The 26,199-nt window shown below is 68.4% G+C and carries 25 protein-coding genes and 1 tRNA gene; 9 read left to right on the top strand and 17 right to left on the bottom strand.

The genetic code is table 11. From position 1 onward, the window contains the following. Position 1: 1 nt before the first annotated feature. Positions 2–77, bottom strand: a tRNA-Thr gene (locus tag GGR89_RS15450). Positions 78–294: 217 nt separating this feature from the next. Here GGR89_RS15450 and GGR89_RS15445 point away from each other — a divergent pair. Together GGR89_RS15445 and GGR89_RS15440 are read left to right on the top strand one after the other, a co-directional pair. Next, the gene (locus GGR89_RS15445; protein WP_125972307.1) at positions 295–1,563 is read left to right on the top strand and encodes a PAS domain-containing protein; all 1,269 of its coding nucleotides are present in this window, start codon (positions 295–297) and stop codon (positions 1,561–1,563) included. Positions 1,564–1,652: 89 nt separating this feature from the next. Further along, positions 1,653–6,275: an NAD-glutamate dehydrogenase gene (locus GGR89_RS15440; protein ID WP_125972305.1), complete on the top strand. Its 4,623-nt coding sequence runs from the start codon at positions 1,653–1,655 to the stop codon at positions 6,273–6,275. Positions 6,276–6,321: 46 nt separating this feature from the next. Here GGR89_RS15440 and GGR89_RS15435 read toward each other — a convergent pair whose 3' ends face one another. Beyond that, a complete protein-coding gene (locus GGR89_RS15435; RefSeq protein ID WP_125972303.1) occupies positions 6,322–6,762 on the bottom strand; it encodes an NUDIX hydrolase in 441 nt (146 codons plus the stop codon). After that, positions 6,759–7,043 carry a BolA family protein gene (locus tag GGR89_RS15430; protein WP_125972301.1) on the bottom strand — a complete coding sequence of 95 codons (285 nt, stop codon included), beginning with the start codon at positions 7,041–7,043 and terminating at the stop codon, positions 6,759–6,761. The genes GGR89_RS15435 and GGR89_RS15430 overlap by 4 nt, the downstream gene beginning before the upstream one ends. Positions 7,044–7,132: 89 nt before the next feature. Here GGR89_RS15430 and GGR89_RS15425 point away from each other — a divergent pair, with 89 nt between their 5' ends. Further along, complete coding sequence (locus GGR89_RS15425; RefSeq protein WP_125972547.1) at positions 7,133–7,690, top strand: J domain-containing protein; 558 nt, start codon at positions 7,133–7,135, stop codon at positions 7,688–7,690. 55 nt (positions 7,691–7,745) lie between these two features. Here the strand turns inward: GGR89_RS15425 and GGR89_RS15420 are convergent, their stop codons facing one another. The 6 genes from GGR89_RS15420 to GGR89_RS15395 are packed head-to-tail and all read right to left on the bottom strand — an operon-like array spanning position 7,746 to position 10,768. After that, on the bottom strand, positions 7,746–8,525 hold the full coding sequence (locus GGR89_RS15420) for a VOC family protein (RefSeq protein ID WP_125972299.1): 780 nt from the start codon (positions 8,523–8,525) through the stop codon (positions 7,746–7,748). Positions 8,526–8,541: 16 nt separating this feature from the next. Then, the gene (locus GGR89_RS15415) at positions 8,542–8,898 is read right to left on the bottom strand and encodes a DUF1428 domain-containing protein (RefSeq protein ID WP_125972297.1); all 357 of its coding nucleotides are present in this window, start codon (positions 8,896–8,898) and stop codon (positions 8,542–8,544) included. 12 nt (positions 8,899–8,910) lie between these two features. Beyond that, entirely contained in the window at positions 8,911–9,582 is a 672-nt protein-coding gene (locus tag GGR89_RS15410) for a glutathione S-transferase family protein (RefSeq protein ID WP_125972295.1), read from the bottom strand. 18 nt (positions 9,583–9,600) lie between these two features. Then, positions 9,601–9,831, bottom strand: a complete 231-nt coding sequence (locus GGR89_RS15405) for a DUF4287 domain-containing protein (RefSeq protein WP_125972293.1) — start codon at positions 9,829–9,831, stop codon at positions 9,601–9,603. Positions 9,832–9,850: 19 nt separating this feature from the next. Then, the gene (locus GGR89_RS15400) at positions 9,851–10,333 is read right to left on the bottom strand and encodes a VOC family protein (RefSeq protein WP_125972291.1); all 483 of its coding nucleotides are present in this window, start codon (positions 10,331–10,333) and stop codon (positions 9,851–9,853) included. Positions 10,334–10,336: 3 nt separating this feature from the next. Beyond that, positions 10,337–10,768, bottom strand: a complete 432-nt coding sequence (locus GGR89_RS15395) for a VOC family protein (RefSeq protein ID WP_125972289.1) — start codon at positions 10,766–10,768, stop codon at positions 10,337–10,339. A gap of 75 nt (positions 10,769–10,843) precedes the next feature. On the opposite strand from GGR89_RS15395, the gene GGR89_RS15390 reads away from it, so the two are divergent. Continuing rightward, positions 10,844–11,524 (top strand): winged helix-turn-helix transcriptional regulator, encoded by a 681-nt coding sequence (locus GGR89_RS15390; protein WP_125972287.1) that lies wholly within the window; start codon positions 10,844–10,846, stop codon positions 11,522–11,524. A gap of 73 nt (positions 11,525–11,597) precedes the next feature. Beyond that, a complete protein-coding gene (gene cobS, locus GGR89_RS15385) occupies positions 11,598–12,602 on the top strand; it encodes a cobaltochelatase subunit CobS (protein WP_125972285.1) in 1,005 nt (334 codons plus the stop codon). Between the two features lie 35 nt (positions 12,603–12,637). Here cobS and GGR89_RS15380 read toward each other — a convergent pair whose 3' ends face one another. From GGR89_RS15380 to GGR89_RS15355, 6 genes are all read right to left on the bottom strand, one after another. Continuing rightward, positions 12,638–12,892 (bottom strand): ribbon-helix-helix domain-containing protein, encoded by a 255-nt coding sequence (locus GGR89_RS15380; RefSeq protein WP_125972283.1) that lies wholly within the window; start codon positions 12,890–12,892, stop codon positions 12,638–12,640. 4 nt (positions 12,893–12,896) lie between these two features. Then, positions 12,897–14,726, bottom strand: a complete 1,830-nt coding sequence (gene cobT, locus GGR89_RS15375; RefSeq protein WP_125972281.1) for a cobaltochelatase subunit CobT — start codon at positions 14,724–14,726, stop codon at positions 12,897–12,899. 72 nt (positions 14,727–14,798) lie between these two features. Beyond that, on the bottom strand, positions 14,799–15,692 hold the full coding sequence (locus GGR89_RS15370; RefSeq protein ID WP_125972279.1) for an FAD:protein FMN transferase: 894 nt from the start codon (positions 15,690–15,692) through the stop codon (positions 14,799–14,801). Between the two features lie 98 nt (positions 15,693–15,790). Further along, a complete protein-coding gene (locus GGR89_RS15365) occupies positions 15,791–16,693 on the bottom strand; it encodes a DUF4198 domain-containing protein (RefSeq protein ID WP_125972277.1) in 903 nt (300 codons plus the stop codon). A gap of 18 nt (positions 16,694–16,711) precedes the next feature. Next, a complete protein-coding gene (locus GGR89_RS15360) occupies positions 16,712–17,236 on the bottom strand; it encodes a DUF2271 domain-containing protein (protein ID WP_125972275.1) in 525 nt (174 codons plus the stop codon). A 10-nt stretch (positions 17,237–17,246) separates the two neighbouring features. Then, entirely contained in the window at positions 17,247–17,891 is a 645-nt protein-coding gene (locus GGR89_RS15355; protein ID WP_125972273.1) for a PepSY-associated TM helix domain-containing protein, read from the bottom strand. Positions 17,892–18,083: 192 nt separating this feature from the next. On the opposite strand from GGR89_RS15355, the gene GGR89_RS15350 reads away from it, so the two are divergent. Both GGR89_RS15350 and GGR89_RS15345 read left to right on the top strand, forming a co-directional pair. Then, positions 18,084–18,983 (top strand): pirin family protein, encoded by a 900-nt coding sequence (locus tag GGR89_RS15350; protein WP_125972271.1) that lies wholly within the window; start codon positions 18,084–18,086, stop codon positions 18,981–18,983. Between the two features lie 102 nt (positions 18,984–19,085). Continuing rightward, the gene (locus tag GGR89_RS15345; protein ID WP_125972269.1) at positions 19,086–19,988 is read left to right on the top strand and encodes an alpha/beta fold hydrolase; all 903 of its coding nucleotides are present in this window, start codon (positions 19,086–19,088) and stop codon (positions 19,986–19,988) included. Positions 19,989–20,073: 85 nt separating this feature from the next. Here GGR89_RS15345 and GGR89_RS15340 read toward each other — a convergent pair whose 3' ends face one another. Together GGR89_RS15340 and GGR89_RS15335 are read right to left on the bottom strand one after the other, a co-directional pair. Next, complete coding sequence (locus GGR89_RS15340; protein WP_125972267.1) at positions 20,074–22,878, bottom strand: TonB-dependent receptor; 2,805 nt, start codon at positions 22,876–22,878, stop codon at positions 20,074–20,076. Positions 22,879–23,117: 239 nt separating this feature from the next. Further along, positions 23,118–24,200 carry a DUF2332 domain-containing protein gene (locus GGR89_RS15335; RefSeq protein ID WP_125972265.1) on the bottom strand — a complete coding sequence of 361 codons (1,083 nt, stop codon included), beginning with the start codon at positions 24,198–24,200 and terminating at the stop codon, positions 23,118–23,120. A gap of 60 nt (positions 24,201–24,260) precedes the next feature. On the opposite strand from GGR89_RS15335, the gene hisG reads away from it, so the two are divergent. Together hisG and hisD are read left to right on the top strand one after the other, a co-directional pair. Further along, positions 24,261–24,911, top strand: a complete 651-nt coding sequence (gene hisG / locus GGR89_RS15330) for an ATP phosphoribosyltransferase (protein ID WP_064310984.1) — start codon at positions 24,261–24,263, stop codon at positions 24,909–24,911. Continuing rightward, a complete protein-coding gene (gene hisD, locus GGR89_RS15325) occupies positions 24,908–26,194 on the top strand; it encodes a histidinol dehydrogenase (RefSeq protein ID WP_125972263.1) in 1,287 nt (428 codons plus the stop codon). Before hisG ends, hisD begins: the two co-directional genes overlap by 4 nt. Positions 26,195–26,199: the final 5 nt, after the last annotated feature.

The following is a 26,199-nucleotide window of genomic DNA, read 5'->3' as shown; positions in this document are numbered from 1 at the left end:
GTGGTGCCGCTTACAGGACTCGAACCTGTGACCCCCGCATTACGAATGCGATGCTCTACCAGCTGAGCTAAAGCGGCGCCCGGTGCCGGGCGCTGGCTTGCCCGGAGGAGGGCGCGCTTACCAGCCGTTCCGGGCGCATGCAAGCGTCTCCGTGCACCGTCGGCAACTTTCTTGGCCCACGCCATTCCCGCGGCTTTTCCTGATCCGCCTTTTACGCAGCATTTACCATGGACCCTGCACAAGGCGCCGGATCAGCGTTTTCGGGCCCTTCCTTGCCCGCAGTGGAGCATCCGCATGAACATGGCTCGCGGCATCAATCGTCCGACGGATCCCGAGCCCGTGCCCGCGGCGGACGAGGCGATCGACGAGCGCCCCGTCGCGATCGGCGGCGACGAGCGGCGGATGCACGTGCGCGCCTATAACCACTGGGTCTCGCTGCTGCGCGGCCGCCCCTACCCCGCGATCCACGATCTCGATCCCGAGAACATCGCCGATTTCGGCCCGAACAGCGTGCTGCTCGATTTCACCGCCGGCATCGAGAACCCCGCCATCCGCTATCTCGGCACCGCGCTGCGCGAGGAATGCGGGATCGAGGGGCCGATCGCGCATGTCGGCGAGGTGCCCAGCCGTTCGCTGCTGTCGCGGCTGACCGACCATTATCTGCAGATCATCGCCAACCGCGCGCCGATCGGCTTCGAGGCCGAGTTCGTCGGCCAGCGCGGGCACCAGATGTTCTACCGCGGCATCCTGATGCCATTCGCCTCCAACCCCGAGACGATCGACTTCATCTACGGCGTGATCAACTGGAAGGAAGTGGTCGACGCCGAGATGCAGGCGCGACTCGATGCCGAGATCGAGGCGTCGCGCCGCGCGGTGCCGCATCCCGCGCCGACCCAGCCGGTCTGGGCCGACGGCCCCAGCGCCGGGTTCGATTCGCCCGCCACCGCCGAAGTACCGCGCACCGAAGTCGCCTCGCCTCTGGCGGACCAGCTGATGCTCGCGCGCGAGTCGGCCGCCGCCGCCCGCGCCTCGGAGCTGCGTGGCCGTGTGGCGCTCTACCGCGCACTCGATCGCGCCTATGGCTTCGCGATCGCCGCAGAGAAGGACACGCAAGGCTATGCCGCGCTGCTCGCCGAGGCGGGGATCGCCGCCCAGGCACGCGCGCCGATGACGCCGGTGGCCAAGCTCGTCTTCGGTGCCGACTATGACAAGACGCGGCTCGCCGAATTCGCCGCCGTGCTCACCCATGCCCGGCGCCTCGCGGTCCCGGCGGACGGGCTCGACGCCTTCCTCGAGATCACCCCCGGTGGGATCAAAGGCGTCGTCGCGGCCGAGCGCGAGTTGCGCGCTTCGGTGGCCGGCGAGCGCCGCCCGGCCGCCTTCGCCCGCGCCGTCGAGGCGCTGCGCCATCGGCCGCCGCTCGCCCGCGTCGCGATGGCGCCGGGCCAGGCCGAATTCGTGCTGCTGCTGGCGCGTGCGGGCGAGCAGGGCCTCGACATCATCGCCAAGCTGGAAGACGACGCGCAACTGACCGACCGCGCCGTCCGCCGCGCGGCGGCCTGAGTCCCACCGGGGCGGAGGGCGCTTCTGCGCCTTTCCTCCCGGTTTTTCCAGACTTGAGGTGGCCTTCGCCCGGGAGCATAGCCGCATTCATGAAGAACCTAGAAAAAAAGATCATGCAGGCTTTTGAGGATCGGATCTTCGAAGGTGCCCTGCCCGGAGAGCTGGAAGGACTGGACGACACCGAGCGCACCGAGGTGGCGCGGTTCGTCGCGGAAACGGCGGCGGAACGCCCGTCGCAGACGGTACGGCTCAATCTCGAAACCTATCAGGACGATGCCAGCCGCAAGATGCGGCTCGCCGTGATCAACGACGACATGCCGTTCCTGGTCGACTCGATCGCGGCGGCGATCGCCTCGTTCGACCTGAGCATCTTCCGCATCATTCACCCGATCCTGCCGGTGGAGCGCGACGCCAAGGGCGTGGTGACCGACATCGGCGAGAAGGCGAAGGATGCGTCGCCCGAGTCGATGATCTACATCGAGATGGAGCGCGCCGACGCCCGCACCCGCCGCGCGCTGACCAGCGAGATCGAGCGCGTGCTGGAGCATGTCCGCGACGTGGTCTCGGACTGGCGCCCGCTCCAGCAGGCGCTGTCGATCGACGGCGCCCGCGTTCCCTCGCGCGAAGGCGAGGCGCTGCTCCGCTGGTTCGCCGACGATGCGATGACGCTGCTCGGCCATGAGAAATGGTCGGTCAGCGGCGAGAGCAGCGACCAGATCGGCCTTGCCCGCTACACCCATGAAGTGCCGCTGCTCGCCGATACCTCACGCAAGCTGGCGATCGATTATTTCGAGATGGGCGGCGAGATCCCGCTGCTCCTAAAGTCCAACGCCACCTCCACCGTGCATCGTCGCGTGCCGCTCGACATCGTCGTCACGCCGCTGATGACCGGCCAGGACGTCACCGGCCTTTCGATCCACTATGGCCTGTGGACCAGCCAGGCGCTGAACACACCCCCGGCGATGGTGCCGATGCTGCGCGGGCGGCTGGAGATGCTCGAATCGAAGTTCGGCTTCGATCCCTCGGGCCATACCGGCAAGGCGATGACGCATGCCCTCACCGGCCTGCCGCACGACCTGACCACCGCCTTCGACCTTGAGGCGCTGGAGAGCCTGGTGCTCACCGCGATGTCGGTCGCGGACCGTCCGCGCTCGAAGCTGGTGCTGGTGCGCAGCACGCTCGGCCGCCATTTGTTCGCCTTCGTCTGGCTGCCGCGCGAGCAGGTCGCCGCCGGCCATCGCGAGACGATCGGCACCATGCTGACCGAGGCGGCGCACGCCAAGATGATCAACTGGTCGATCGCGCTGGAAGACGGCGTGCTGGCGCAGCTGCGCTACACGCTCGACCTGCGCGGCGACACGACGATGCCCGACGAAGCCGAGCTCGACGCGCGCATCGCCCGCATGGTGCGCGGCTGGGCGCCGGCCGTGGAAGCGTGTTTGAGCGAGATCGCCGGCAGCGGCGCCGCCCGCCTGTCGCTGCGCCTCGCCAACGCCTTCCCCGACGTCTACCGCCTCACCCACACCCCCGAGGAAGCCGCGCAAGACATGGTGCGGATCGGCGGGCTCGAGGATGAACATGCCCGATCGGTGCGGATCGTGCCGCTCAAGGGCGAGCCGGGCAAATACCGGATCAAGCTGTACCGCCTGGGCGGCGCGCTGGCGCTGTCGGACGCGGTCCCGGCCTTCGAAAATTTCGGCTTCCGCGTGATCGAGGAAGTGCCGACCGAGCTGACCAACGGCGCTTTCATCCACGACTTCAAGGTCGAGCCGGCGACGCCCAGCGAGATGCTGGATACCGACCCGGCGACCGTCGAGGCGGCGGTGGCCGCGGTGCTCGAAGGCCGCGCCGAGAACGACCTGTTCAACCGGCTGATCGTCGAGGCGGGCCTCAGCCCGTCGGCGGTGGTGCTGCTGCGCGCCTGGTTCCGCTATCTGCGCCAGACCGGCATGCTGTATGGCCTGGGCACCGTGGTCGACGCGCTGCGCCGCGCGCCGCTCGTCGCCACCGCGCTGGTCGAGCGGTTCGAAGCCGCACACAATCCCGCACGCGGCGGCGAAGCCGAAGCGATCGAGGATGCCGAACGCGCGATCGACCTTGGCCTCGGCCAAGTCAACGCGATCGACGACGATCGCATCCTGCGGCTGTTCAAGGGCGTGGTGCTCGCCACGCTGCGCACCAACGCCTTTGCGCCCGCCGGTGCCGAGGCGCTCGCGTTCAAGCTCGATTCGGCCAAGGTGCCGGGCCTCCCCGCCCCGCTCCCCTGGCGCGAAATCTGGGTGTACAGCCCGCGCGTCGAGGGCATCCACCTGCGCGCCGGCCCGGTCGCCCGCGGCGGCCTGCGCTGGTCCGATCGCCGCGACGACTTTCGCACCGAAATCCTCGGCCTGATGAAGGCGCAGCGCGTGAAGAACGCCGTCATCGTGCCGACCGGCGCCAAAGGCGGTTTCTATCCGAAGCATCTGCCCTCGCCCGCCGTCGATCGCGACGCCTGGCTGGCCGAGGGCACCGAGAGCTACCGCATCTTCATCCGCGCGCTGCTGTCGATCACCGACAACATCGTCGCCGGCGAGGTGGTGCATCCGCCGGGCGTGACCGTGCTCGACGGCAACGACCCCTATTTCGTCGTCGCGGCGGACAAGGGCACGGCGACCTTCTCGGACGTCGCCAATGCACTGGCGATCGAGCGCAATTTCTGGCTGGGCGACGCCTTCGCCTCGGGTGGCAGCGTCGGCTACGACCACAAGGCGATGGGCATCACTGCCAAGGGCGCCTGGGTCTCGGTCCGCCGCCACTTCCTCGAAATGGGCACCGACATCCAGTCCGAGCCGGTGACCGTGGCGGGCGTGGGCGACATGTCGGGCGACGTGTTCGGCAACGGCATGCTGCTGTCCAAGGCGATCAAGCTCGTCGCGGCGTTCGACCATCGCCACATCTTCCTCGATCCCAATCCGGATCCGTCGAAGAGCTGGGAGGAGCGTGCGCGCATGTTCGCGCTGCCGCGGTCGAGCTGGGCGGATTACAACCTCGACCTCATCTCCGAGGGCGGCGGCGTGTTCCCGCGCACCGAAAAGTCGATCCCGCTCAGCCCGCAGGTAAAGGCGCTGCTCGACCTCGACGTCGACAGCATCGATCCCAACGGCCTGATGATCGCGATCCTCAAGGCGCGAGTCGGGCTGCTGTGGTTCGGCGGCATCGGCACCTATCTGAAGGCGGCGAGCGAGAGCAACGGCGAGGTGGGCGATCCCGCCAACGACCGCATCCGCATCAATGCCGAGCAGGTGCGTGCGCAGGTGGTGGGCGAAGGCGCCAATCTCGGCGTGACCCAGGCGGCGCGCATCGCATTCGCGCGCAACGGCGGCCGCCTCAACACCGACTTCATCGACAATTCGGCCGGTGTTGACTGCTCGGACAACGAGGTCAACATCAAGATCGCGCTCAACCGCGAGATGATCGAGGGCCGGCTCGGCTTCGAGGACCGCAATACGCTGCTCGTGTCGATGACCGACGACGTGGCGCACCTGGTGCTGGAGGACAACCGCCTCCAGACGCTGGCGCTCTCCTTCATGGAGAATGACGGCGCGCTCGACCTGCCCAGCTATGTGCGGGTGATCGAGATCCTGGAGGCCAATGGCCGCCTCGACCGTAATGTCGAGGGCTTGGGCTCGAACGAGGACCTGCTGCGCCGCGCGCAGGAAGGTCGCGGGCTCACCCGGCCCGAGCTGGCGGTGCTGCTCGCCTCGGCCAAGCTGGCGCTGCAGGATGCGATCGAGCAGGGCGAGCTCGGCCATGATCCGGCCCTGGCCGGCGACCTCCACGCCGCCTTCCCCAAGGCGATGCAGGCGCGCTTCGCCAAGGCGATCGACGAGCATCGGCTGCGGGGCGAGATCGTCGCGACCAAGCTCGCCAATCGCGTGGTCAACCGCCTCGGCGTGCTCCACCCGTTCGAGCTGGCCGAGGAAGAAGGCGCGTCGATGCGCGACATCGCCGCGATGTTCGTCGTCGCCGAACGGCTGCTCGGCCTGCCCGCGCTTTGGGAAGCGGTGGAAACCGCCGAGATCAGCGAAGGCGCCCGCGTCGCGCTGCTCGACGAGCTGGCGGTGGCGGTGCGCGGCCAGATCGCCGATCTGCTGCGCATCACCCGCCCGGGCGCCAGCCCGGCCGAGGTGATCGCCCGCCTGCAGCCCGGCATCGAGGCGCTGGGTCGCGAGACCAAGAGCCTGATGCTCACCGAGGTGCGTGCCCAGGCCGATCGGATCATCGGCAAGCTGACCGCCGCCGGCGCGCCGCACGAACTCGTCAACCGCGTGGTCCATGTGTTCGAGCTGGACGGCTGCATCGGCCTTGCCGATCTCGGCCAGCGCAGCGGCGTTGACGAAGTGGTGCTCACCCGCGCCTTCACGTCGCTCGGCCAGGCGCTGGGGCTCGACTGGGCGCAGGCGACCGCGGCGCGGATCACCACCGGCGACGTGTGGGAACGCCTGCTGATCGCCGGCCTGGCCCGCGACTTCCAGCAGCTGCGGCTGGACTTCCTCGGCCGCGTCGACGGGCAGGACCCGCAGGCGGCGGTGGACGCCTGGCTCGCCGAGCACCGCGCCCGCGTCGACCAGTTCAGCGCGCTGGTGCGGCGTGCGCGGCAGTCGGCGGTGCCGAACGCTGCGATGCTGGCGCAGATCGCGGGGCAGGCCCGCGTGCTGCTCGGACGGGAATGAGCCTCTGAATCCCCCCTCCCGCTTGCGGGAGGGGGTGCGTGGCCCGCTACAGTTCGAGCGCCGTCAGCATCTTCAGCAGATCCTCCGGGAAAATCGGCTCGTCATGCGCGGCGATCTCGTCGCTGGTGAACCAGCGCCAGCCGCGCATCACCCGCTGCTCGAGCGCGGTATGGCCGCCGGTCGCGATCGCCTCCACTTCGGTGCGCACCAGGAAGTAGCGCTCGTCGGCCCAGACCGGCACGCCGTCGATCGTCACGAATTCCACGACCCGCCGGGCCACCTCCGGCCCGGGCTCGGCCCAAATGCCCGTCTCCTCCCACAGCTCGCGCCTCGCAGCGTCCGCATAGCTTTCGCCCGGATCGACCGCCCCGCCCGGCGTACACCAGAAGGGCGGCCGGTCGCTGGGATCGAAGCGGAACAGCAGCACGCGCCCTGCGCCGTCGAGCAGCAAAATCCGCGCCGCCGGGCGCGCGATTCGCGTGCTCATTCGCCCGGCGCGGTCGCCTTGATCGCCAGAGCGTGGATGCGCGTGGCAAGCAGATCGGCGAGAACATGGTTCACCTTGCGCTGGCGGGCGACGCGATTGAGCCCGGCAAATGCGGGGCTCTCGATGGTGACGGTGAAATGGCTTTCGCCGGTGCCGTCGTCGCCCAGATGCCCGCGATGCTGGGCACTGTCGTTGCTGACATGGAGGTGCGAGGGGGCGAGCGCGGTGCGCAGGCGATCGGCGATAAGATCGGCCAGGGGGCCGGTAGCGAGGTCGGTCATCGCGCCTATATAGGCGGTTTGCTCGAGGGAGTCGCGTGGCTAGCCGTCCGCCGAAAAAGGATCGTCCGAATGCCCGTTTCCATGGTCGCATGGAAGCGGAGGGAAGACTGTGCGCAGAGCCGGGCTGCAGCGCCCCCGGCGAATTCCGCGCGCCGCCGCTGGAAGGCGCGCGCAGCGGCTTCGACGGGCCGCCGCCGTTCCGCTGGCTGTGCCTCGACCATGTCCGCGCGTTCAACTCCGGCTACAATTTCTTCGCGGGGATGAGCCCCGACGAAATCCACGAGGCGCAGCGCCCGATCGCCGGCTGGGAGCGCGAGACGCGCGCGTTCAGCGCCAATCCCGACATCCCGCCGCGCTGGGCCGACTTCGCCGACCCGCTCGACGCGATCGGCGCGCGCTTCCGCGACAGGATGAAGGATCGCGGCGAGCGCAAGGACGGCCGGCCGCTATCGGGCGCCGACCGCGACGCGCTCAAGGTGCTCGACCTGGCGATCGACTGCGATCGCACGGCGCTGCGCAAGCGCTATTCGGAACTGGTGCGCAGGTTCCACCCCGACCGCAACGGCGGCGACCGCAGCCACGAGGCGCGGCTGCAGCGGGTGATCGCGGCGTATCAGCAGCTGAAGGGGTCGGCGGCCTTCGCTTGAGTTTGGGCGCGCGGGGATGTCCCCTCCACCACGCTGCTGGCGCGGCGCGTAGCCGCTACGCTTCGACCCCGCTGACCAGCCCGAAGACCGTACCGTCGGGATCCACCGCCTGCAGCGCGCGCTCGCCACCGGGCACGTCCATCGGCGCCATTACCACCATTCCCCCCGCCGCCTCGACCCGGCCTCTCGCCGCATCGACATCGTCGACCCGGAAGTAGAAGCCCCAGCCCGGCTTCGCCTCTGGCGGGCACGGCATGATCGCGCCGATCGGCGCACCGCCGTCATGGCCGATGAAGCTATACTCCCCCATCTCGCCCATCGGCATCCCGCCCATCCGGGTGAGGCCGAACTGGCGATGATAGAAGCCGAGCGCCGCCTCGGCATCCGGCGCCAGCAATTCGTTCCAGCCGACATGGCCGAGCCCGTGCCGCTGGTAGACGCTGCTCGTCGCGCCCTCGGTCGCGCCGCGCATCACGTAGAAGGGCACGCCCTGGGGATCGGTGACCATCGCGATCCGGCCCACGCCAGCCGCATCCCACGCGGGTACCAGCACCTTCCCGCCCGCGGCGACGATGCCCGCGACGCTCGCATCGACATCGTCGACCCCGAAATAGGCGAGCCAGGTGGGGCTCGCGCCGGCCTGCAGCATGGCCGCGTCCAGCTGGAGCATGCCGCCCGCATTGCCGTCGGGCGCGACGATCATGCGATAGTCAGGCCCGCCGGGCGGCGGCGCGCCGACCTGCCAGCCGACAACCGCGTCATAAAAGGCCGCCGCCCGATCTGCATCGCTGGTCATCAGTTCGTACCAGATGATCTCGCCCTGCCGGTTGGTCATGTTCGGCTCCCTGTCCTCAGCCTTGGGCGATCTCGACGATGGGCTCGAAGCCGCCCCAGAACATTCGCTTGGTGTCGAACGGCATCGCCAGCCCATCCATTTCCGGGTCGGCCATCATTGCCGCCCAACCCTTGTCGCGTGCCACCTTGTCCGGCCAGACGACCCAGGAGAAAACCACCGTCTCTCCCGCTTCGGCGTTGGTCGCGCGATAGAAATCGGTAGCCGTCCCATGGGGCACGTCCTGACCCCAGCATTCCACGACATGCGTCGCGCCCAGCGCGCGCAGCTTCTCGCCGGTCCGCTGGGCAAGCTCGGTATAGGCGGCGCGGTTCGCCTCCGGCACCGGCAGTACATATCCGTCGACATAGGTCATGCTCACGCTCCTTCAGGCGGGTTCGGGCATCTCCGTCCGCAATTCCTCGAGCTGCGCTGCAATCGCGGCGACGAACGCCGGTCGCGCGAGACAGCGCCGCTGGTACGCAGCGAGCGCCGGATGCGCGGCGAGCATGTCGGTATGGTCGAGCATGCGCAGCGCCGAGGCCATCAGCAGATCCCCGGCGGTGAAGCGCCCTTCCAGATACTCCCGCGTCCCCAGCGCCGCGGCCAGATGACCGAGCCGCGTGTCGACATCCGCCACAAGGCCGGGGCGGCGAAGCTGCGCCCAGGCCTCGCCCTGTGCGAACCTGTCGACCGTGGCGAGTTCCATCAGCATCGGTTCGACGCTGTTGAGCGCCGCGACCGCCCAGCTGAGCGCCCGCGCCCGGCCAACGGCATCGCGCGGCAGCAGGACTTCAGAGCGCTCGGCAATGTGGAGCACGATCGCGCCCGATTCGAACATGCGCACCGCGCCTTCGCGATAGGCGGGCACCTGGCCAAAGGGCTGTTCGGCGAAATAGTCCGCCGGCCGATCCACCGTGCTGATCGGAGCGGTGCGGTAGCCGATCCCGGCCTCCTCCAGCGCCCAGCGGACGCGGAAGTCGCGGACATGACCGCGCGCAAAGTCCGGCACCCAGTCCAGGGTGACGATCTCAACGGGACTTTCAGCAATAACAGGCATGGCGTTCTCTCCTCTGGTTCAGGCGTCGCCTTCGCGCTTGGCGCCCTTGAGCAGCGCGACGATCGCCATGGCGTGGCCGTGCCCCAGCCCGAACTGCGCCTTGAGATCGGCGACGATCGTCCCCGCCTTCACCCCGGCGCGCAGGCCTGCCGCATCGGCCCAGCCCTTCTCGGCGGCATAGTCGCGGAAATCGTCGGGGCTGCGACCGGTCTTGGCTTGGATGTTGTCCAAATAGGCTTGGAAGGACATTGCGGTTCTCCTCTGTAGCTCAGGCGGGTTCGACCGCCGCTTCCAGGGCGGCGATGTCGATCTTGCGCATCGTCATCATCGCTTGCATCGCGCGGGCCGCGCGCGCCTGGTCCGGGTCGCCCATCAACTCCACCAGGCGGCGGGGCACGATCTGCCAGCGCAGGCCCCAGCGGTCCTCGCACCAGCTGCAATCGCGCTCGGTCCCGCCATCGGCGGTGATCGCTTCCCACAGCCGATCGGTTTCGGCCTGGTCCTCGGTGTGAATCTGGAACGACACCGCATCATTGAAGCGCGCCTGCGGCCCCGCGTTGAGCGCGATGTAGTGCAAGCCCGCCAGGGTAAACTCCACCACCAGCACCGCGCCCGCCTCGCCCGCCTGATAGGCGGTGGGCGCGCGCACCACCTTGTCGATGCGGCTGTCCGGCAGCAGCGAGGTGTAGAAGCGCGCGGCTTCCTCGGCGGCGCCGTCGAACCAGAGGCAGGGGACGATCTTCTGCGCCATGGCTCAGGCCGGCTCCGCTTGCGCCATCGCTGCGGCGGCGGCGGCCATGTCCATGTGGAACGGCTCGAAGATATGGCCGTCGGGATCGGTGAAGCTGCGGCCGTACATGAAGCCCATGTCCTGCACCGGCCGGATGTCGCCCGTGCCGCCCGCCGCCGCCGCCTTCTCCACCAGCGCATCGACCGCGGCGCGATCGTCGAGCGGCAGCGCGATCAGCACCTCGGTCGTGGCGGTCGCATCGGCGACGGTACGCGGGGTGAAGGTCTGGAAGAAGTCGCGGTGGAGCAGCATGAAGGTCAGCGTCTCGGACAGGACCATCGCGCTCGCGGTCGGGCCGCTGAACTGTTCGTTCTTCGTGCAGCCGATCGCTTCGTAGAAGGCGGTCGCGCGCGGCACATCGGCCACGGGCAGGTTCACGAACACGGCGTTCGGCATGATTTTCTCTCCTTCGACGCTGCTTCGATTCGCGTCCTGCTTGATTCGTGCCTTCTTCGATCCTAAAAAACAACCGTGAAGTTAGAAAATATAACCAACCCCAAACGCCGCTATGACGATGCCTGCGGCACCGCCCTCGCCCTCGAGTTCGTCGGCGAGCGCTGGGCGCTGCTGATCATCCGTGAGTTGCTGCTGGGTCCCCGCCGTTTCGGCGAGATCCGCGCCGGGCTGCCGGGGCTCAGCGCCAATGTGCTCACCCAGCGGCTACAGGGGCTGGAGGCGGACGGGATCCTCGTGCGCGAGAAGCTGCCGCCCCCGGCCAGCGTCCAGGTCTATGCGCTGACCCCTTGGGGATATGAGGCAGAGCCGGTGGTACTGGCGATGGGCCGCTGGGCGCTGCGCTCGCCCCGGCACGATCCCGCGCTTCCCTTCTCGCGCGTCTCGCTGATGCTGGCGCTGCGCATGCTGCTGCTGCCGGACAAGGCGGCGGGCTGGGCGGGCCGGATCGGCTTCCGGCTGGGCGAGGAGACCTATCGCGTGACCGTGGGCGATGGCGCGCTGGCGATCGACCGCGGCACGCTTGCCGATACGGAGGCGGTGTTCGTCGGCGAGCCCAACGACTTCCTGCCGGTGCTGTTCGGCGTCATGCCGCTTGCCATAGCGCTGGCCGAGGGGCGGTTCGAAGTGGAGGGCGACACCGCCCGCGCCGCCGACTTCGCCACGCTGTTCCTGCTGCCGCCCAAGATCGGCGCCTGATCCCTCCCCTTCGGACATGCGGTTGCAGTGCGGCAAACAAGCCACTAGGTCCGGTGCGACTGAAGGATTTGATATGGCCGACATCCCCAACACCCTGCCCGACAGCCGGGACTCCACGATCCTCGACGCGCCCGACAAGATGGTGAAGGTGCGCGACCTGTTCGGGATCGACATCGACATGGAAGTCCCCGCGTTCAGCGAGGCGGACGAGCGCGTGCCCGATCTGGACCCCGCCTATGTGTTCGATCCGGATACCACCCTCGCGGTGCTGGCCGGCTTCGCGCACAATCGCCGCGTGATGATCCAGGGCTATCACGGCACTGGCAAGTCGAGCCATATCGAGCAGGTGGCGGCGCGGCTCAACTGGCCGTGCATCCGCATCAACCTCGACGCGCATATCAGCCGCATCGACCTGATCGGCCGCGACGCGATCGTGCTCAAGGACGGGCAGCAGATCACCGAGTTCCGCGAAGGCCTGCTGCCCTGGGCGCTGCAGACCCCGACCGCGCTCGTGTTCGACGAATATGATGCGGGCCGCCCGGACGTGATGTTCGTGATCCAGCGCGTGCTGGAGACCGAGGGCAAGCTGACCCTGCTCGATCAGAACCGGGTGATCCGCCCGAGCCCCTGGTTCCGCCTGTTCGCCACCGCCAACACGGTGGGCCTGGGCGACACCAGCGGCCTGTATCACGGCACCCAGCAGATCAACCAGGGCCAGATGGACCGCTGGAACATCGTCGTCACGCTCAACTATCTGCCGGCGGCCACCGAGGCGCGGATCGTGCTCGCCAAGTCCGGCGAATATGACAAGCCGGGCGGCAAGGAGACGGTGGAGAACATGGTCCGCGTGGCCGAGCTCACCCGCCGCGGCTTCATCAACGGCGACATCTCGACGGTGATGAGCCCGCGTACCGTGATCACCTGGGCGCAGAACGCGCTGATCTTCGGCGACGTGGGCTTCGCCTTCCGCCTCTCCTTCCTCAACAAGTGCGACGATGCCGAGCGGGCGCAGGTGGCGGAATATTACCAGCGCGTGTTCGGCAAGGACCTGCCGGAGAGCGTTGTCGGCCGGGCGTAATCGGACCTATTCTCCCCTCCCCGGGGGAGGATAGGCTAAGTTCGCGTTGCCGCCATCAGCCATGTCCGGATCGCGCTGGCAAGGTTGGGGGGATCGTCGGCGCTGATCCGCGCGTGGTCGATCGCCGCGACCAGCGCACTGAGCGGCAGCGCGGCGTCCGCCGCCGCCGTCTCCAGCGCGGCCCAGAAGATCGGCTCGAGGCTGATCGACGTGGGGTGCCCCGCGATGGTGATCGAGCGCTTGACCGGCCCGTGAAAGCCTCCCGGCGGGGCGATGATCTCCCGCGCCACCGCGTTACTCGGTGTCGAACAGCGCCGCCAGCTGCTCGACCATCGTGCCGGCCAGCTGCTCGGCATCCATGATCGTCACCGCGCGGCTGTAATAGCGGGTCACGTCATGGCCGATGCCGATCGCCGCCAGCTCCACCGGCGAGCGCGCCTCGATCCAGCCGATCACCTGGCGCAGATGCCGTTCCAGGTACGAGCCCGAGTTCACCGACAGCGTCGAATCGTCCACCGGCGCGCCGTCCGAGATCACCATCAGGATCTTGCGGTCCTCGGGCCGCGCGATCAGCCGGCCATGCGCCCAGAGCAGCGCCTCACCGTCGATATTCTCCTTGAGCAGCCCCTCGCGCATCATCAGCCCGAGCGACTTTTTGGCGCGGCGCCATGGCTCGTCGGCCTGCTTGTAGATGATGTGGCGGAGATCGTTGAGCCGGCCCGGCTGCGCGATGCGCCCCTCGCCCAGCCATTTTTCGCGCGACTGGCCACCCTTCCAGGCGCGGGTGGTGAAGCCGAGCACTTCGGTCTTCACGCCGACGCGCTCCAGCGTGCGCGCCAGGATGTCGGCGCTGATCGCCGCGATCGAGATCGGCCGCCCGCGCATCGAGCCCGAATTGTCGATCAGCAGCGTCACCACCGTGTCCTTGAACTCGGTATCGCGCTCGATCTTGTAGCTGAGCGACTGCATCGGGTTCACCACCACCCGCGCCAGACGCGCCGCATCGAGCAGGCCCTCGTCCTGGTCGAAGTCCCAGCTGCGGCTCTGCTGCGCCATCAGGCGGCGCTGCAGCCGGTTTGCGAGCTTGGTCACCGCGCCCTGCAGATGCACGAGCTGCTGGTCGAGGTACGAGCGCAGCCGCTCCAGCTCGTCGGTGTCGCACAGGTCGGTCGCCGCCACGACTTCGTCGAACTGGGTGGTATAGGCGCGATATTCGAAGCTCGGCGGCAGGTCGCTCCACGGGCGATTGGGGCGGACGGGCATCATACCCTCGTCACCGTCGTCGCCCGGCTCGCCATCGCCATCGTCCATGCCTTCGGACTGCTGCTCCTGGTCGCCTTCCTCGCCCTGTTCGGACTCGCGCTGCTCGCCGCGCGCCTCGGTCTGGCCCTCGCCCTGCTGCTGCTGGGACTCGCCTTCTTCTTCGCCCTGTTCCTGCTGTTCTTCCTGGCCCTCCTCCTCGCCGCCGCCTTCATCGGCTTCGTCGGGGACCATCTCGCCTTCGGTCAGCTCGAGATCCTGGAGCAGCTTGGCGGCAAGCGCGGCAAAGGCATTCTGGTCGTCGATCGCCATCGCCATCGCGTCGAGATCCGATCCCGCCTTCTCCTCGATCCAGTCGCGCACCAGCGCCAGGCCGAGCGCGGCGCTCGACGGCGATTCGCGGCCGGTCAGCCGCTCGCGCACCATCAGGCCGAGCGCGGTGGACAGCGGTACTTCCTCGCGGGTGCGGGCACGGCCGATCGGGTCCGAGCGCAGCCGCATCGCCAGCGCCTGCTCCAGATTGTCGGCGATGCCGGCATAGCCGCGCGAGCCCAGCGCCTCCACCCGCGCGGTCTCGATCGCGTCGTATACGGCGCGCGCGACCGGCTCGCGCGGCGCGGTGCGGCCGTGGAGGTTGGCGTCATGGTGGCGCATGCGCAGCGCGAAACCGTCGGCAAAGCCGCGCGCCTCGGCGATCTGCTCGGGCGGCAGCGTGCGCGAGGGCATCGGCACCTTGATCGTCTTGCCGCTCTGGAACGGCGCGTCAGCGGTGAAGCCGAATTCGAGTTCGTCGGCACCCGAAAGCGCGCGCGCGGTGCCCGCGAGCACGTCGCGAAGCCGGTCGAGAGGGTTGTCCTGCGCCATGTCTCCCACATGCGCCGCATGGGGCAGATGTCAAGGAAGCGCGGCCATCGCTGGCGGCGTCCTTTGGTGCAATCAGCCCAGCATCGCCTGCAACCTGGCGGAGATGCGTTCCGAGAACGCCTCACCCTCTCGCGTCACCATATGCGCTGCCAGCCCCTGCTGCTCGGCGAGCGTCATGCCCGCAGGGCCCAGCACCGTGAGCGCGGTCGCCCAGGCATCGGCCAGCATCGCCTCGCGGTGCAGCACCGAGACCGAGACGACCTGGTTGTCGATCGGCCAGCCGGTCCGAGGATCGATGCTGTGCGCATAGCGGCGCCCGCCCTGCTCGAAGAAGCGGCGATAGTCGCCCGAGGTCGCGACCGACAGGCCATGCAGCGCGACGCGGAGCGGGGCGAGCGTGCTGTCCGGCACCGGCTCCAGCTCGACCCACCAGGGCTGGCCGTCGGGCTTGATCCCCTCGCCGCGCAGCTCGCCGCCGATCTCGATCAGGAAGTCCTCGATGCCCAGCGCGAGCAGCCGCTCGGCCACGGCATCCACCGCAAAGCCCTTGGCGATGCCGGAAAGGTCGATCTGCACCGCTTCGCGCCGGCGGATGCGGCGCTGCTCGGAATCGAACTCGAGGTGACGCGCACCCGACATGACCCTGGCCTCGCCGATCGCGTAGGCGCTCGGCACGTCGTCGCGCGGGCCGGCGGGGCCGAAGCCCCACAGGTCGGCGAGCACGCCCGAAGCCGGATCGAAGGCGCCGCCGCTCGCCGCATGGACCGACAGCGCCGCCTCCAGCACGCGCACCCCCTCGGGCGAAAGCGGCTGCCAATGGCCGAGCATGCCGCGGTTGAACCGGCCGACGCGCGAGCCCGGCTCCCAATGGCTGAACTCGCCGATCATCCGCATCAGCACCGCCTGGACGGTTTCGCGGATGTCCTCGGGCGGGTCGACGACGACCAGCCGCCAGGTGGTGCCCATCGTCGCGCCGCCAAAGGTTGCGACGGGCGCAGCCGGTCGCCGCCGGTGGAACGCCGCCGGCGACAGGCTTTCGGGAACGGCAATACGCGCGTCGATGATCAGGGTGCCAGTACCTCCAGCGTGGTCGTGTAGCTGACGCGGCGGCCGGAGGGAACGCCCCGCATGCCCTGCGATCCGCCCTGGGCCGGATGCGGCGCCCCCGCCTGAGCCTGGGCCTGGGCCGGCGGACGCGGGCCCTCGCCTTCACCCTCGGGCCGCGGCGCGTTGGGCGTGACGTTGATCCAGTACATGCCCGCTTCCGGCCACTGGATCGTCACCTTGCCCGACGCATCGGTGCGCTGCTCCATCTGCTTGGGCGCATTGCGATAGCGGCCGCCGCCGAGGATGGTGGTGACATAGAGGCCCGAGGCGGGCTTGCCGTCGAGCAGGAACTGGAAGGTCGCGGGCTCATTGGCGACGAGATCGTTGGGGTGCGTCACCGGCACCAGCTCGATGCCCTCGCCGGTCGGCTTGAACACGGTGTTGGTCGGCGCGCCCTGCGTCACGAAGATCTCGTTGCGGGCGAGCATCTCGCTGGTCTGCACGTCGGTGGCGCCCGCCGGGATCGCGGTGGCGAGCTGCGCCTTGGTCGTGCCGCGCGGGAGCATCTTGGTCTCGCCGTTCAGCGTGTAGCGGCCGAACACGCCCTGGTTGACCACCGCGATCCGATAGGTGCCCTGCTGGGTGAGGTGCACGTCGAAAGTCGCGCGGAACTGGCCGACATTGTGGTGCTCGGCCTTGCCCTCGGTGCCGTCGGGCTGGGTGATCGTCGGGATCGCGCCCATCGGGCGATGGTCGAAATAGAACAGGTCGTTCGACACCGCGGCATCGACGGTCACCCAGTTGTCGGTGCCGGAGACGACCGTCGACGACGGCAGCAGCCACATGCGGTGGGCGATCGCGGCCGGCGCGGCGAGCGCGGTGACGGCGGCGAGGGCGAAAAGCGGCTTGCGGAACTTCATGATCTGGATCCCCCCGGTTTAACGCTTGAGCGTGAACGAAACGGCACCGAGTTCGCTGGCGCCCTTGGCAGTGGCGGTGGCGCTGCTGCCGTTCCAGGCGAAGGGCAGGCGCACGACCTCGCGGCCGCCGACTTCGCGCGCCGCTTCCACCACCAGCGTATACTGGCCCGGCGTGAGCGCCGGCATGCCGCCCTTGCCGGCGACGAGCCGCTGCTTCTGCACGCCCGGCGCGCGGGTGGCGCCGCTGATGCCGTCTGCAGGGAAGCTCATCGTGCGGCCCGAGGCACGCCACCATTGGCGCACGTCGTGGAGCCATTTGGTGCCTTCGCCGCCGCGCTTGTCGACATCGTACCAGACGGAGAGGGTTCGGGCCGGCTGCCCCTCCTTCTCCAGCCACACCGCGACGTACGGCTTGTGATATTCGGCCACCCGCATCCGCGGCAGCTCGATCGACAGGTCCATCGTCTGCGCCGCCGCCGCGTTCGGCAGCAGCGCGCCGGCGCCGAGCGCGGCCGTAGTGAGTCCGGTCAGGCGAAACTGCATGAAACCCCCTTTAGTGTATCAGGAACAGCGCGATCAGCGCGGGAATGGCGAGGCCGGCGGCGACCAGCGGCCAGGTGCTCTTGCGATGCTTGGAATGCATCCACAGCAGCACCAGCCCGGTCAGCGTGAACACCAGGCAGGCAAAGGCAAACACGTCGATGAACCATTTCCACGCGGTGCCGGCGTTGCGGCCTTTATGGAGATCGTTGAGATAGGCGATCCAGCCGCGCGAGCTGATCTCGCTCGTCACCTTGCCGGTGTTGCGCTCGATCGCGATCCAGCCGTCACCGCCCGGGCGCGGCTGGGCGAGATAGATTTCGTCTGCCGACCATTCGGCGACACCTTCCGCCGGCATCTGCAGGTTGGTGCGCAGCCAGCCCGCGACTGGCGCAGGCAGCGGCTGCTTGGCGTCGGGCTTGTCGTCGGGCTTAACCAGCGGCAGCAGCGCCGCCGGCAGCTGCGCCGCACGGTCCACCGTCTGCGGCGCGCCTTCGATGTCCGCCGCGTGGTTGAGCGTGAAGCCGGTGATTGCGAACAGCAGCAGCCCGATCAGGCTGATCGCCGAGCTCATCCAGTGCCAGGTATGGAGCTGCTTGAGCCAGAAGCTCTTGCGGCTGCGCTTGCGGGGCGCGACGGGAGGAGACGGGGCGTGCATTGGGCGGTCGGGAATCTCGGCTGAAGTCGGGCCGATGCGATAACGCGAACGATTCGCAATTACAACGATCGAGTTGTAACAAGCTGTACCGGCCGCATCGGAAACGCTGTGTTCCCGATCCTATCCGCTGGTTTGGCTGGGCCTCGCCGCCGCGAGCGGCTATCCCGGCATCAGCAAACACGGAGACGAACGATGCGCGACGACCTGGTGATCCAGACGATCGAGCCGACCACGCACGACCTGGGCGGCTTCAAGGTGCATCGCACCCTCCCCTCGCGGCCGCGCACCATGGTGGGGCCGTTCATCTTCTTCGACCAGATGGGCCCCGCGATCCTCGACGTCGGCACCGGCATCGACGTGCGCCCGCACCCGCACATCAACCTCGCCACCGTCACCTATCTGTTCGCCGGCGCGCTCGACCATCGCGACTCGCTCGGCACCTATGCCACGATCGAGCCCGGTGCGGTGAACCTGATGACCGCCGGCCACGGCATCGTCCATTCGGAGCGCTCGCCCTCCGCCGAGCGCGAGAAGGGCCCCGAGCTCTCCGGCATCCAGACCTGGCTCGCGCTGCCGGAAGCGGTGGAGGAAATGAACCCCGCCTTCGAGCATGTCGCGGCCGCCGAGCTGCCGATCGTCGAGGCGCACGGCGCCCGCGCGCGCGTGATCATGGGCGAGCTCTGGGGTGCTTCGGCACCGACCACCACCTATGCCCAGACCATCTATGGCGACGTCGTCCTCGATGGCGGCGCGAGCATCCCGATCGACGCGGTGGCGGACGAGCGCGCGCTTTATGTCGCGATGGGCGATGCCAGCCTCGACGGCATGCCGCTGCTGCCGATGACGCTGTACCTGCTGCGCCCCGGCGTCCGCGCGACGCTGCGCTCCGAACGCGGCGCGCGGGTGATGTTCTGCGGCGGCGAGGCGTTCAAGACGCCGCGCCACGTCTGGTGGAACTTCGTCAGCTCCAACCGCGATCGGATCAACCAGGCCAAGGAGGACTGGAAGGCCGGCGCCTTCCCCAAGGTGCCCAATGACGACAAGGAATTCATCCCCATTCCCGAAGTTCCTAAGACGGTAAGTTACCCCTAGTTTTCCTTCACTTGCGGCTTTCGTCCAACCGGCGCATCTAGGGCCGGGGCAGAAAGACTGGACGGCACGGAGGCGGTGCCGTCCAGGAACAGGGAGAGCCGCGTGACCGGAATTCGACAGACCAGCCTGCCGCTGGCGACGGGCGTTACGCTCAACGTCGCGCTGGCGGGGGACCCCGCCAACCCGCCCATCATTCTGCTCCATGGTTTCCCCGAGTCGCACCGCACCTGGCGGCACCAGATTCCGGCGCTGGCCGAGCGCTATTTCGTGATCGCGCCGGACCAGCGCGGCTATGCCAACTCTTCCAAGCCCGACGGCGTCGAGGCCTATGCCGCGGACAGGATCGCGGCGGACGTGTTCGCGCTTGCCGATGCGCTGGTGGTCGATCGATTCACGCTGGTCGGGCACGACTGGGGCGGCGCGATCGCGTGGATGGCGGCACTGCGCGAGCCCAAGCGCGTCGCCCGGCTGGCGATCGTCAACGCGCCGCATCCACAGGTCTTCCAGCGCAAGCTGTTCGACGATCCCGGCCAGCGCCGCGCGAGCCAGTATATCCGCTTCTTCCGCGAGACCGAGCTCGATCGCGCGCCGGACAAGACGGGGCTCGAGCAGTTCCTGCTCTCGCTGTTCGGCGAGCATCTCCAGGTCACCGTGCCGCGCGAGGAACAGGCGATCTATCTCGAACAATGGAGCCAGCCGGGCGCGCTCACCGCGATGCTCAACTGGTACCGCGCCACCCAGATCGTGGTGCCGGCGATGGACGAGGATCCGCCGCGCCCGAGCTGGATCGACGGCCCCTTCCCGCTCCAGCCGCAGCCCACGCTGGTGATCTGGGGTATGCGCGATCGCGGGCTGCTGCCCTGCCTGCTCGACGGGCTGGAGACGCTGATCCCCGACTATCGGATCGTCCAGATCCGCGACGCTGGCCATTTCGCCCCCTGGGAAAAACCCGAGGAGGTGACGAGCGCGCTGCTCGAATGGCTGGCCGCCCGGCCGGCGCAATAAAGCCGCCGGTCGAAGCCGGGCCTCTCCTTAAAAAAACGCCCGGTCGAAGCCGGGCGCAGGGGGGAAGGAACCGGAAGCCCGGGTCTCAGAAACGGAAGCGCACGCCGACGCTGTAGTAGCGCCCTTCGTAGCGCGTATCGATCGGGTAGTACTGCGTCTCGTTGAAGTAGCGATAGTTGCTGAACGGCTGCGCCAGGATATTGTTGACTTCGGCCGTCAACGTGATGTTCTCGATCGGCGTGTACGATCCCGAGAAATCCAGCCGCGATATCGGCCGCACGCTCTGGCCGGTATATTGCTGATCGTTCGAATTTCGACTGTAGAAATCGATATAGGAGCTGCGATAATTGTACGACAGGCGCAGCGATATCTTTTCGCGCTCGTAGAAGCCGCTGAGGTTGTAGGACCATTTCGACAGGCCGGTGAGCGAGACCATGGGCTGCGCCGTGCCGAGTGCCGCCGGCAGCTGGTTCTTGGCGTCGACATAGGTGAGGTTCGCCTGCGCGCCGAAGCCGCTCAGCCAGCCCGGCAGGAAGTCGAAGAAGCTCTGCGCCGAAAGCTCGAAGCCCTTGATCTTGCCGGTGCCGGCGTTCTCCGGCCGGCTGATCTGGATCAAGCCATAGACCGGATCGTTGACGTCGCGGGTGTAGTTGCTGATGAAGCCCTTGAGATCGCGATAGAATACCGCACCGCTCACCGCACCGTTCCGCCCGAAATAATATTCGATCGTCGCGTCGTAATTCTTCGAGGTCAGCGGCTTCAGGTCCGGGTTGCCGCCCGAGCCGAAAAAGGCGTAGCGCGAGGCGTTACCGCCCGATCCGGCATCGGTGTTGCGGTTGAGGCTGAACGCGGGGTTGAGCTGGCCGAAGCCGGGCCGGGTACGCGTCATGGTGAAGCCCAGGCGCGCCTGCAGCCCCTGCGCCAGCTTGGCGCGCAGCCCGAAGCTCGGCAGCACGTCGACATAGTTCTGGCGATTGGTGTCGGTGACCGCCGAGACGGTGCCGTCCACCGCGGTCACCTTGGAGGTGCCGACATAGCGGCCATCGGTGTTGACGATGCGCACGCCGACGCTGCCGTCGATCGGGATGCCGACATCGAAGGCATAGCCGGCCGAGGCATAGGCGGCGTAGCTCGATTCCTTGGCGTAGAAGCCGCCATAGGGATCCATCGGGATCGCCTGGGTGCTGAACTGCTGCAGCGCGTCCTTGTAGCCCTGGTCGTTCGGGTTGGCGGCGACGATCTTCTGGAGCGACGCATAGGAGAGCTGGCGCAGCGCCTCGGCATTGCCCTGGATCGCGTCATAGGACGGCATCAGCCAGTTGCGGAACGGGGGGCCGTCGCCGCGGAAGCCGTCCTGCACCTGCTCCAGGCTGCCGGTCGGCAGGCTGGCGAACGGGATGTTCAGCGTCGGCGTATAGGCGTAGCGGTTGCCCTGTCGACGCTTCGCGTCGCGGTCGGTTGCGCGCAGGCCGAACTTGATCTTGGGCAGCCAGCCGATCTCGGTGTCCAGCGCGACATCGCCGCGCCACTGGATGCCGGCGCCGCTGACATAATATTCGCGCTCATAATAGCCGCGCCATACATAGTTGGCGGGGTTGGTCATGTCGTAATTGCCGAGATCGAACCAGGAGGATTTCTCCTTCTCGAAGATCACGTTGACCGGCGGCGCCGAAGCGGTCTGCGAATCGAGGCTGCGTTCGTTGGCGCCATATTCCGAGAAGGTGTAGGCGAAGTCGCTCGAGATCACCGCGCGGCCGGTGTTCCAGACGAAGCCCGCGGCGGCCTGGTAGGTGTTGGTGAAGTCGCGGCTGGTCGAACGGAACATCTCCGCCGGATAGCCGCCGGTCTTGCTCACGCTGACCAGCTTGTTGGGCTCACCGGGCACGCGGACGATGTTCGACAGGGTCGGGGGCACTTCGACGCCCGCGGCGTTCTTCGGCGCGGCGCGCAGCAGCGACACGTCGAAGCTCTCGGTCGAACCCTGGTTGCGGAACGCCTGCCACAGGCCGTCGGCATAGATTTCGAGATTGTGCGCCGGCTTCCACTGGAGCGAGCCGTTGACCGACGGGCGCTCGCGCAGCCCGCGCGGATAATAGAGGCCGACGCTGTACGGCAGGCGGAAATCGGCGGCCTCGCCCGCGGGCAGCGTCGCCTTGCTGTTCGCCACCGGATCGACGCCGCCATTGGTGTAGCGGATCGCGTTGTTATAGTAGAAGCGGTTATAGGCGACGTTGACCAGCGCCCCCATCTCGCCGATCGGCGTGTTCCAGCGGTTGCTGATCAGCAGATTGCCGTTCGGGTTCGTCTTCTTCGACTGGTCGTTGTAGGAAGCGCGGATCGCGCCGGCGATCTCCAGCCCCTTGAAGTCGAACGGACGGCGCGATCGGACGTTGACCAGCCCGGCCAGGCCCGGCTCGATCAGATCGGCGGTGGCCGACTTGTACACTTCCAGCGCCGCGAGCGCGCCGGCGGGGAAATCATGCACCTGCACGGTGCGGTTCTCGGCGGTGAAGATCTCGCGCCCGTTGAACGAGGTCCCGACGTCCGGCAGGCCGCGGATCAGGATGCCCGAAGCTTCGTCCGCATAGCGGCTGACCTGCACGCCCGGCAGTCGCGCAAGGCTCTCGGAAGCATTATTGTCCGGCAACTTACCGATATCCTCGGCGACGATGGCGTCGAGGATCGAATCCGAGTTGCGCTTAAACTCGCGTGCCGAGGCAAGGCTGGCGCGGATGCCGGTGACGAGGATCTCCTCCTCGGTCGCGCTGCTCTGCGCGCTGGGCGTTTGCGGCGTCTCGCCGGAATTTGCGTCGGATTGTGCCCATGCCGGCGCGGCACCGGCGAGCGCCATCAGGGCCACGCCCATCAACAGAATCGGTTTGCGAGTCATGCCGTCCTCCCCTTTCGACGTCCACCGGCTCGGGCTTTCCCGATCGCTGCAGCGGACACAGATCACCGCGACAGACGCGGCTTCGATCTTTTAAGTCCGACAAAACGGCAAAACTGTCAATGATGCAGGGATGAAAATTCGCGCTCAACGGTGAAAGACGAGCAGGAGCAACGCGTTGCTCCCGCAAGGGCGACGGTGCCGTCTGCCGGCAGTGCGTGGGAGGGCCGCCAGCGCGGCCGTCAGGCGACCCGCATCACATAAGGCGTGGTGTCATAGGGCGGCGCGAGCCCCTCGACCCAGGCGCCGTGCGCATGCGTCCGCGCGACCAGTTCCATCGGCGTGTCGCCGGGCCAGCCGCGCACCCGCACCTCCTGCGCGGCGAGGTCGCGATTGGGCTCCATCATCACCCAGCCGAGCGGGCGCTCGGGCGTCGCGGCGGCGCCGGCTGCCTCCATCCTCGCGGCGATGCGCGCCTGCGCCTCGGGCCGCAGATATTGCCAGACGACCGAGTGCATCAGCACCCGGGTGACGCCCGCCGGCTGCGGCTCGGCGAGACGGGCTTCGAGCCAATCGGCGGCATCGCCGCGCTCCAGCCGCACCGGATCGGCGCGCAGCATCGCGATTCCGGTGTCCAGCCGCGCCTGCCGCGCCACCGCATCGACCCAGACATAGGCCTGCAGCCGATCGGCATCGCGGTCGTCGGTCAGGTCGAGCGGGGCGATGTCGACGCCGCGGGCGGAGACGATCGCCACCGGCACCGCGGGCGGCGGGCTGCCCCGCCATTCGGGCCGCAGCACCAGCGGCGACTCGGCCGGGCCGGCCGCCACCCCGCCCAGATCGAAGCGGTAGCGCCCCAGCATCAGGTTCAGCCCGGCGCTCGACCCGATCTCGAGCAGTTCGAAACGCGGGCCATAGCGCGCCGCCAGATGCAGCAGCCCGGTCATCAACCCGTTCGAACGCGCCGCCTCGTTGGTCTGGGGCGGGCCGTAGAGCCAGGGCATCAGCGGCAGGTCATAGGCGCAGAGCACCGCATCGAGCGCCGTGGCCATCCGGCCAATATCGGTCTCCTCGCCCGTGAAGATGCGCCGCAGCTCGATCACGCCGCGCCGATGCAGCGCATGCAGCCCGCCCACCAGCCGCAGCACCAGCGCGTCGGCCACCGGCTCGCCCGGCCAGTCGAGCACCCGCCGCCCCGTCTCGCTGCTTCGGCTGATCCCCTGCCCCAGCGCGGTACAGATGCGCGCGGTGATCGGCGCATCCATCGCCGTACAATAGTCGGCCTGGATGGCAAAACTCTTGCGGTTCTCTGCTTCGGACGCCATGCGCTTCCCCTTTGGCGCGTGTTGCGCCCATGGCCGCCCCCAAGTAAAGCCCCCGCACCCATGACCGAGCCGTTGATCCTTGCCGTGCCGAAAGGCCGGATTCTCGAAGAGGCGCTGCCGCTGCTGGCGGCGGTCGGCATCGTGCCCGAAGCCGCCTTTTCCGATAAGAACTCGCGCGCGCTGCGTTTCGCGACCAACAACCCGGCGATCGACCTGATCCGGGTGCGCGCCTTCGACGTGGCGACCTTCGTCGCGCACGGCGCCGCGCATCTGGGGATCGTGGGTTCGGACGTGCTCGCCGAGTTCGACTATTCGGAGCTCTACGCGCCGGTCGACCTGGGCATCGGCCATTGCCGCATCTCGGTCGCCGAGCCGGTGGCGCTCGCCGAACAGGACGATCCGCGCGGCTGGAGCCATGTCCGCGTCGCGACCAAATATCCGCACATCACCCGCGCCCATTTCGAGGCGCGCGGGGTGCAGGCCGAGTGCGTCAAGCTCAACGGCGCGATGGAGCTGGCGCCGGTGCTGGGGCTCGCCCCGCGCATCGTCGACCTCGTCTCCTCGGGCCGCACGCTGAAGGAAAACGGACTGGTCGAGGTGGAAGTGATCGCCGAGGTGACCAGCCGCCTGATCGTCAACCGCGCCGCGTTCAAGACGCGCGCGAGCGAAGTCGTGCCGCTGGTCGACGGCTTCCGAAAGGCCGTGGCATGATCCGCCTGAACTCCACCGACGCCGGTTTCACGCAAGCCTTCACCGCGTTGGTCAACGCCCGCCGCGAAGCGGACGACGATGTCGCGCGCAACGTCACCCACATCATCAAGCGCGTCCGCGACGAAGGCGATGTCGCGCTGCGCGACCTGACCCGGCTGTTCGACAAGCACGATCTGGACCGCTCGGGCTGGACGATCGACCGCGCCGACTGCCTCGCCGCCTATGAGGGGCTGACACCCGAGCTGCGCGACGCACTCGAACTCGCCGCCGAGCGGATCGCGGTCTATCATTCGAAGCAGCGCCCCGAGGATCGCGACGAAACCGACGCGCAGGGCATCCGCCTCGGCGCGCGCTGGACGCCGGTCGATGCAGCGGGCGTCTATGTCCCCGGCGGCCGCGCGGCCTATCCCAGCTCGGTGCTGATGAACGCGATTCCCGCCAAGGCGGCGGGCGTGCGCCGGCTGGTGATGGTCACGCCGACGCCCAACGGCGAGGTGAACCCGCTGGTCCTCGCCGCCGCGCATGTCGCGGGCGTCGACGAGCTGTACCGCGTGGGCGGTGCGCAGGCGGTGGCCGCACTGGCCTATGGCACCGAGACGATCGCGCCGGTCGACGTCGTCACCGGGCCGGGCAATGCCTGGGTGGCGGAGGCCAAGCGCCAGCTCTACGGCGTGGTCGGCATCGACATGGTCGCGGGCCCGTCCGAAATCGTCGTGGTGGCCGACGGCAAGAACGATCCCCAATGGATCGCCGCCGACCTGCTCAGCCAGGCCGAGCACGACCCCACCAGCCAGTCGATCCTGTTCACCGACGATGCCGCCTTTGCCGACAAGGTCGCGGCGGCGGTCGACGCGCAGATCGCGACGCTGGCGACCGGCGCCACCGCACGTACCAGCTGGGACGCGAACGGCGCGATCATCCTGGTGCCCGACCTGCCCACCGCGATGCCGCTGGTCGATCGCCTCGCGCCCGAGCATCTCGAACTCGCCTGCGACGATGCCGAGCCGCTGTTCGACATGGTCCGCCATGCCGGATCGGTGTTCCTCGGCCGCTATACGCCCGAAGCCGTCGGCGATTATGTCGCCGGCCCCAACCATGTGCTGCCCACCGGGCGGCGCGCGCGCTTCGCATCGGGCCTGTCGGTGCTCGATTTCATGAAGCGCACCTCGTTCCTGAGCCTGGATCCGTCCGGGCTCGCCGCGATCGGCCCCGCCGCGGTCGCGCTCGCAGAAGCCGAAGGCCTGCCCGCGCACGCGAAGTCGGTCGCGATCCGTCTAAAGTGATAGAG

Origin of the sequence: Sphingomonas trueperi, from assembly GCF_011927635.1 — a bacterium.
In the GTDB taxonomy this organism is placed as follows: Bacteria; Pseudomonadota; Alphaproteobacteria; order Sphingomonadales; family Sphingomonadaceae; genus Sphingomonas; species Sphingomonas trueperi.
The sequence above is the reverse complement of the archived record's forward strand: the minus strand, read 5'-3'. Positions and strand labels throughout refer to the sequence as shown.

Bases quoted from the DNA above. Each gene is read 5' to 3' on its own strand.
- GGR89_RS15400 (WP_125972291.1), bottom strand. From the start codon at position 10,333: ATGGCGCAGAAGATCGTCCCCTGCCTCTGGTTCGACGGCGCCGCCGAG.
- GGR89_RS15410 (WP_125972295.1), bottom strand. From the start codon at position 9,582: ATGCCTGTTATTGCTGAAAGTCCCGTTGAGATCGTCACCCTGGACTGG.
- GGR89_RS15420 (WP_125972299.1), bottom strand. From the start codon at position 8,525: ATGACCAACCGGCAGGGCGAGATCATCTGGTACGAACTGATGACCAGC.
- GGR89_RS15415 (WP_125972297.1), bottom strand. From the start codon at position 8,898: ATGACCTATGTCGACGGATATGTACTGCCGGTGCCGGAGGCGAACCGC.
- GGR89_RS15340 (WP_125972267.1), bottom strand. From the start codon at position 22,878: ATGACTCGCAAACCGATTCTGTTGATGGGCGTGGCCCTGATGGCGCTC.
- hisG (WP_064310984.1), top strand. From the start codon at position 24,261: ATGACCGAGCCGTTGATCCTTGCCGTGCCGAAAGGCCGGATTCTCGAA.
- GGR89_RS15445 (WP_125972307.1), top strand. From the start codon at position 295: ATGAACATGGCTCGCGGCATCAATCGTCCGACGGATCCCGAGCCCGTG.
- hisD (WP_125972263.1), top strand. From the start codon at position 24,908: ATGATCCGCCTGAACTCCACCGACGCCGGTTTCACGCAAGCCTTCACC.
- GGR89_RS15370 (WP_125972279.1), bottom strand. From the start codon at position 15,692: ATGGGCACCACCTGGCGGCTGGTCGTCGTCGACCCGCCCGAGGACATC.
- GGR89_RS15365 (WP_125972277.1), bottom strand. From the start codon at position 16,693: ATGAAGTTCCGCAAGCCGCTTTTCGCCCTCGCCGCCGTCACCGCGCTC.
- GGR89_RS15355 (WP_125972273.1), bottom strand. From the start codon at position 17,891: ATGCACGCCCCGTCTCCTCCCGTCGCGCCCCGCAAGCGCAGCCGCAAG.
- GGR89_RS15425 (WP_125972547.1), top strand. From the start codon at position 7,133: ATGGAAGCGGAGGGAAGACTGTGCGCAGAGCCGGGCTGCAGCGCCCCC.
- GGR89_RS15435 (WP_125972303.1), bottom strand. From the start codon at position 6,762: ATGAGCACGCGAATCGCGCGCCCGGCGGCGCGGATTTTGCTGCTCGAC.
- cobT (WP_125972281.1), bottom strand. From the start codon at position 14,726: ATGGCGCAGGACAACCCTCTCGACCGGCTTCGCGACGTGCTCGCGGGC.
- GGR89_RS15440 (WP_125972305.1), top strand. From the start codon at position 1,653: ATGAAGAACCTAGAAAAAAAGATCATGCAGGCTTTTGAGGATCGGATC.
- GGR89_RS15430 (WP_125972301.1), bottom strand. From the start codon at position 7,043: ATGACCGACCTCGCTACCGGCCCCCTGGCCGATCTTATCGCCGATCGC.
- GGR89_RS15360 (WP_125972275.1), bottom strand. From the start codon at position 17,236: ATGCAGTTTCGCCTGACCGGACTCACTACGGCCGCGCTCGGCGCCGGC.
- GGR89_RS15395 (WP_125972289.1), bottom strand. From the start codon at position 10,768: ATGCCGAACGCCGTGTTCGTGAACCTGCCCGTGGCCGATGTGCCGCGC.
- cobS (WP_125972285.1), top strand. From the start codon at position 11,598: ATGGCCGACATCCCCAACACCCTGCCCGACAGCCGGGACTCCACGATC.
- GGR89_RS15405 (WP_125972293.1), bottom strand. From the start codon at position 9,831: ATGTCCTTCCAAGCCTATTTGGACAACATCCAAGCCAAGACCGGTCGC.
- GGR89_RS15335 (WP_125972265.1), bottom strand. From the start codon at position 24,200: ATGGCGTCCGAAGCAGAGAACCGCAAGAGTTTTGCCATCCAGGCCGAC.
- GGR89_RS15350 (WP_125972271.1), top strand. From the start codon at position 18,084: ATGCGCGACGACCTGGTGATCCAGACGATCGAGCCGACCACGCACGAC.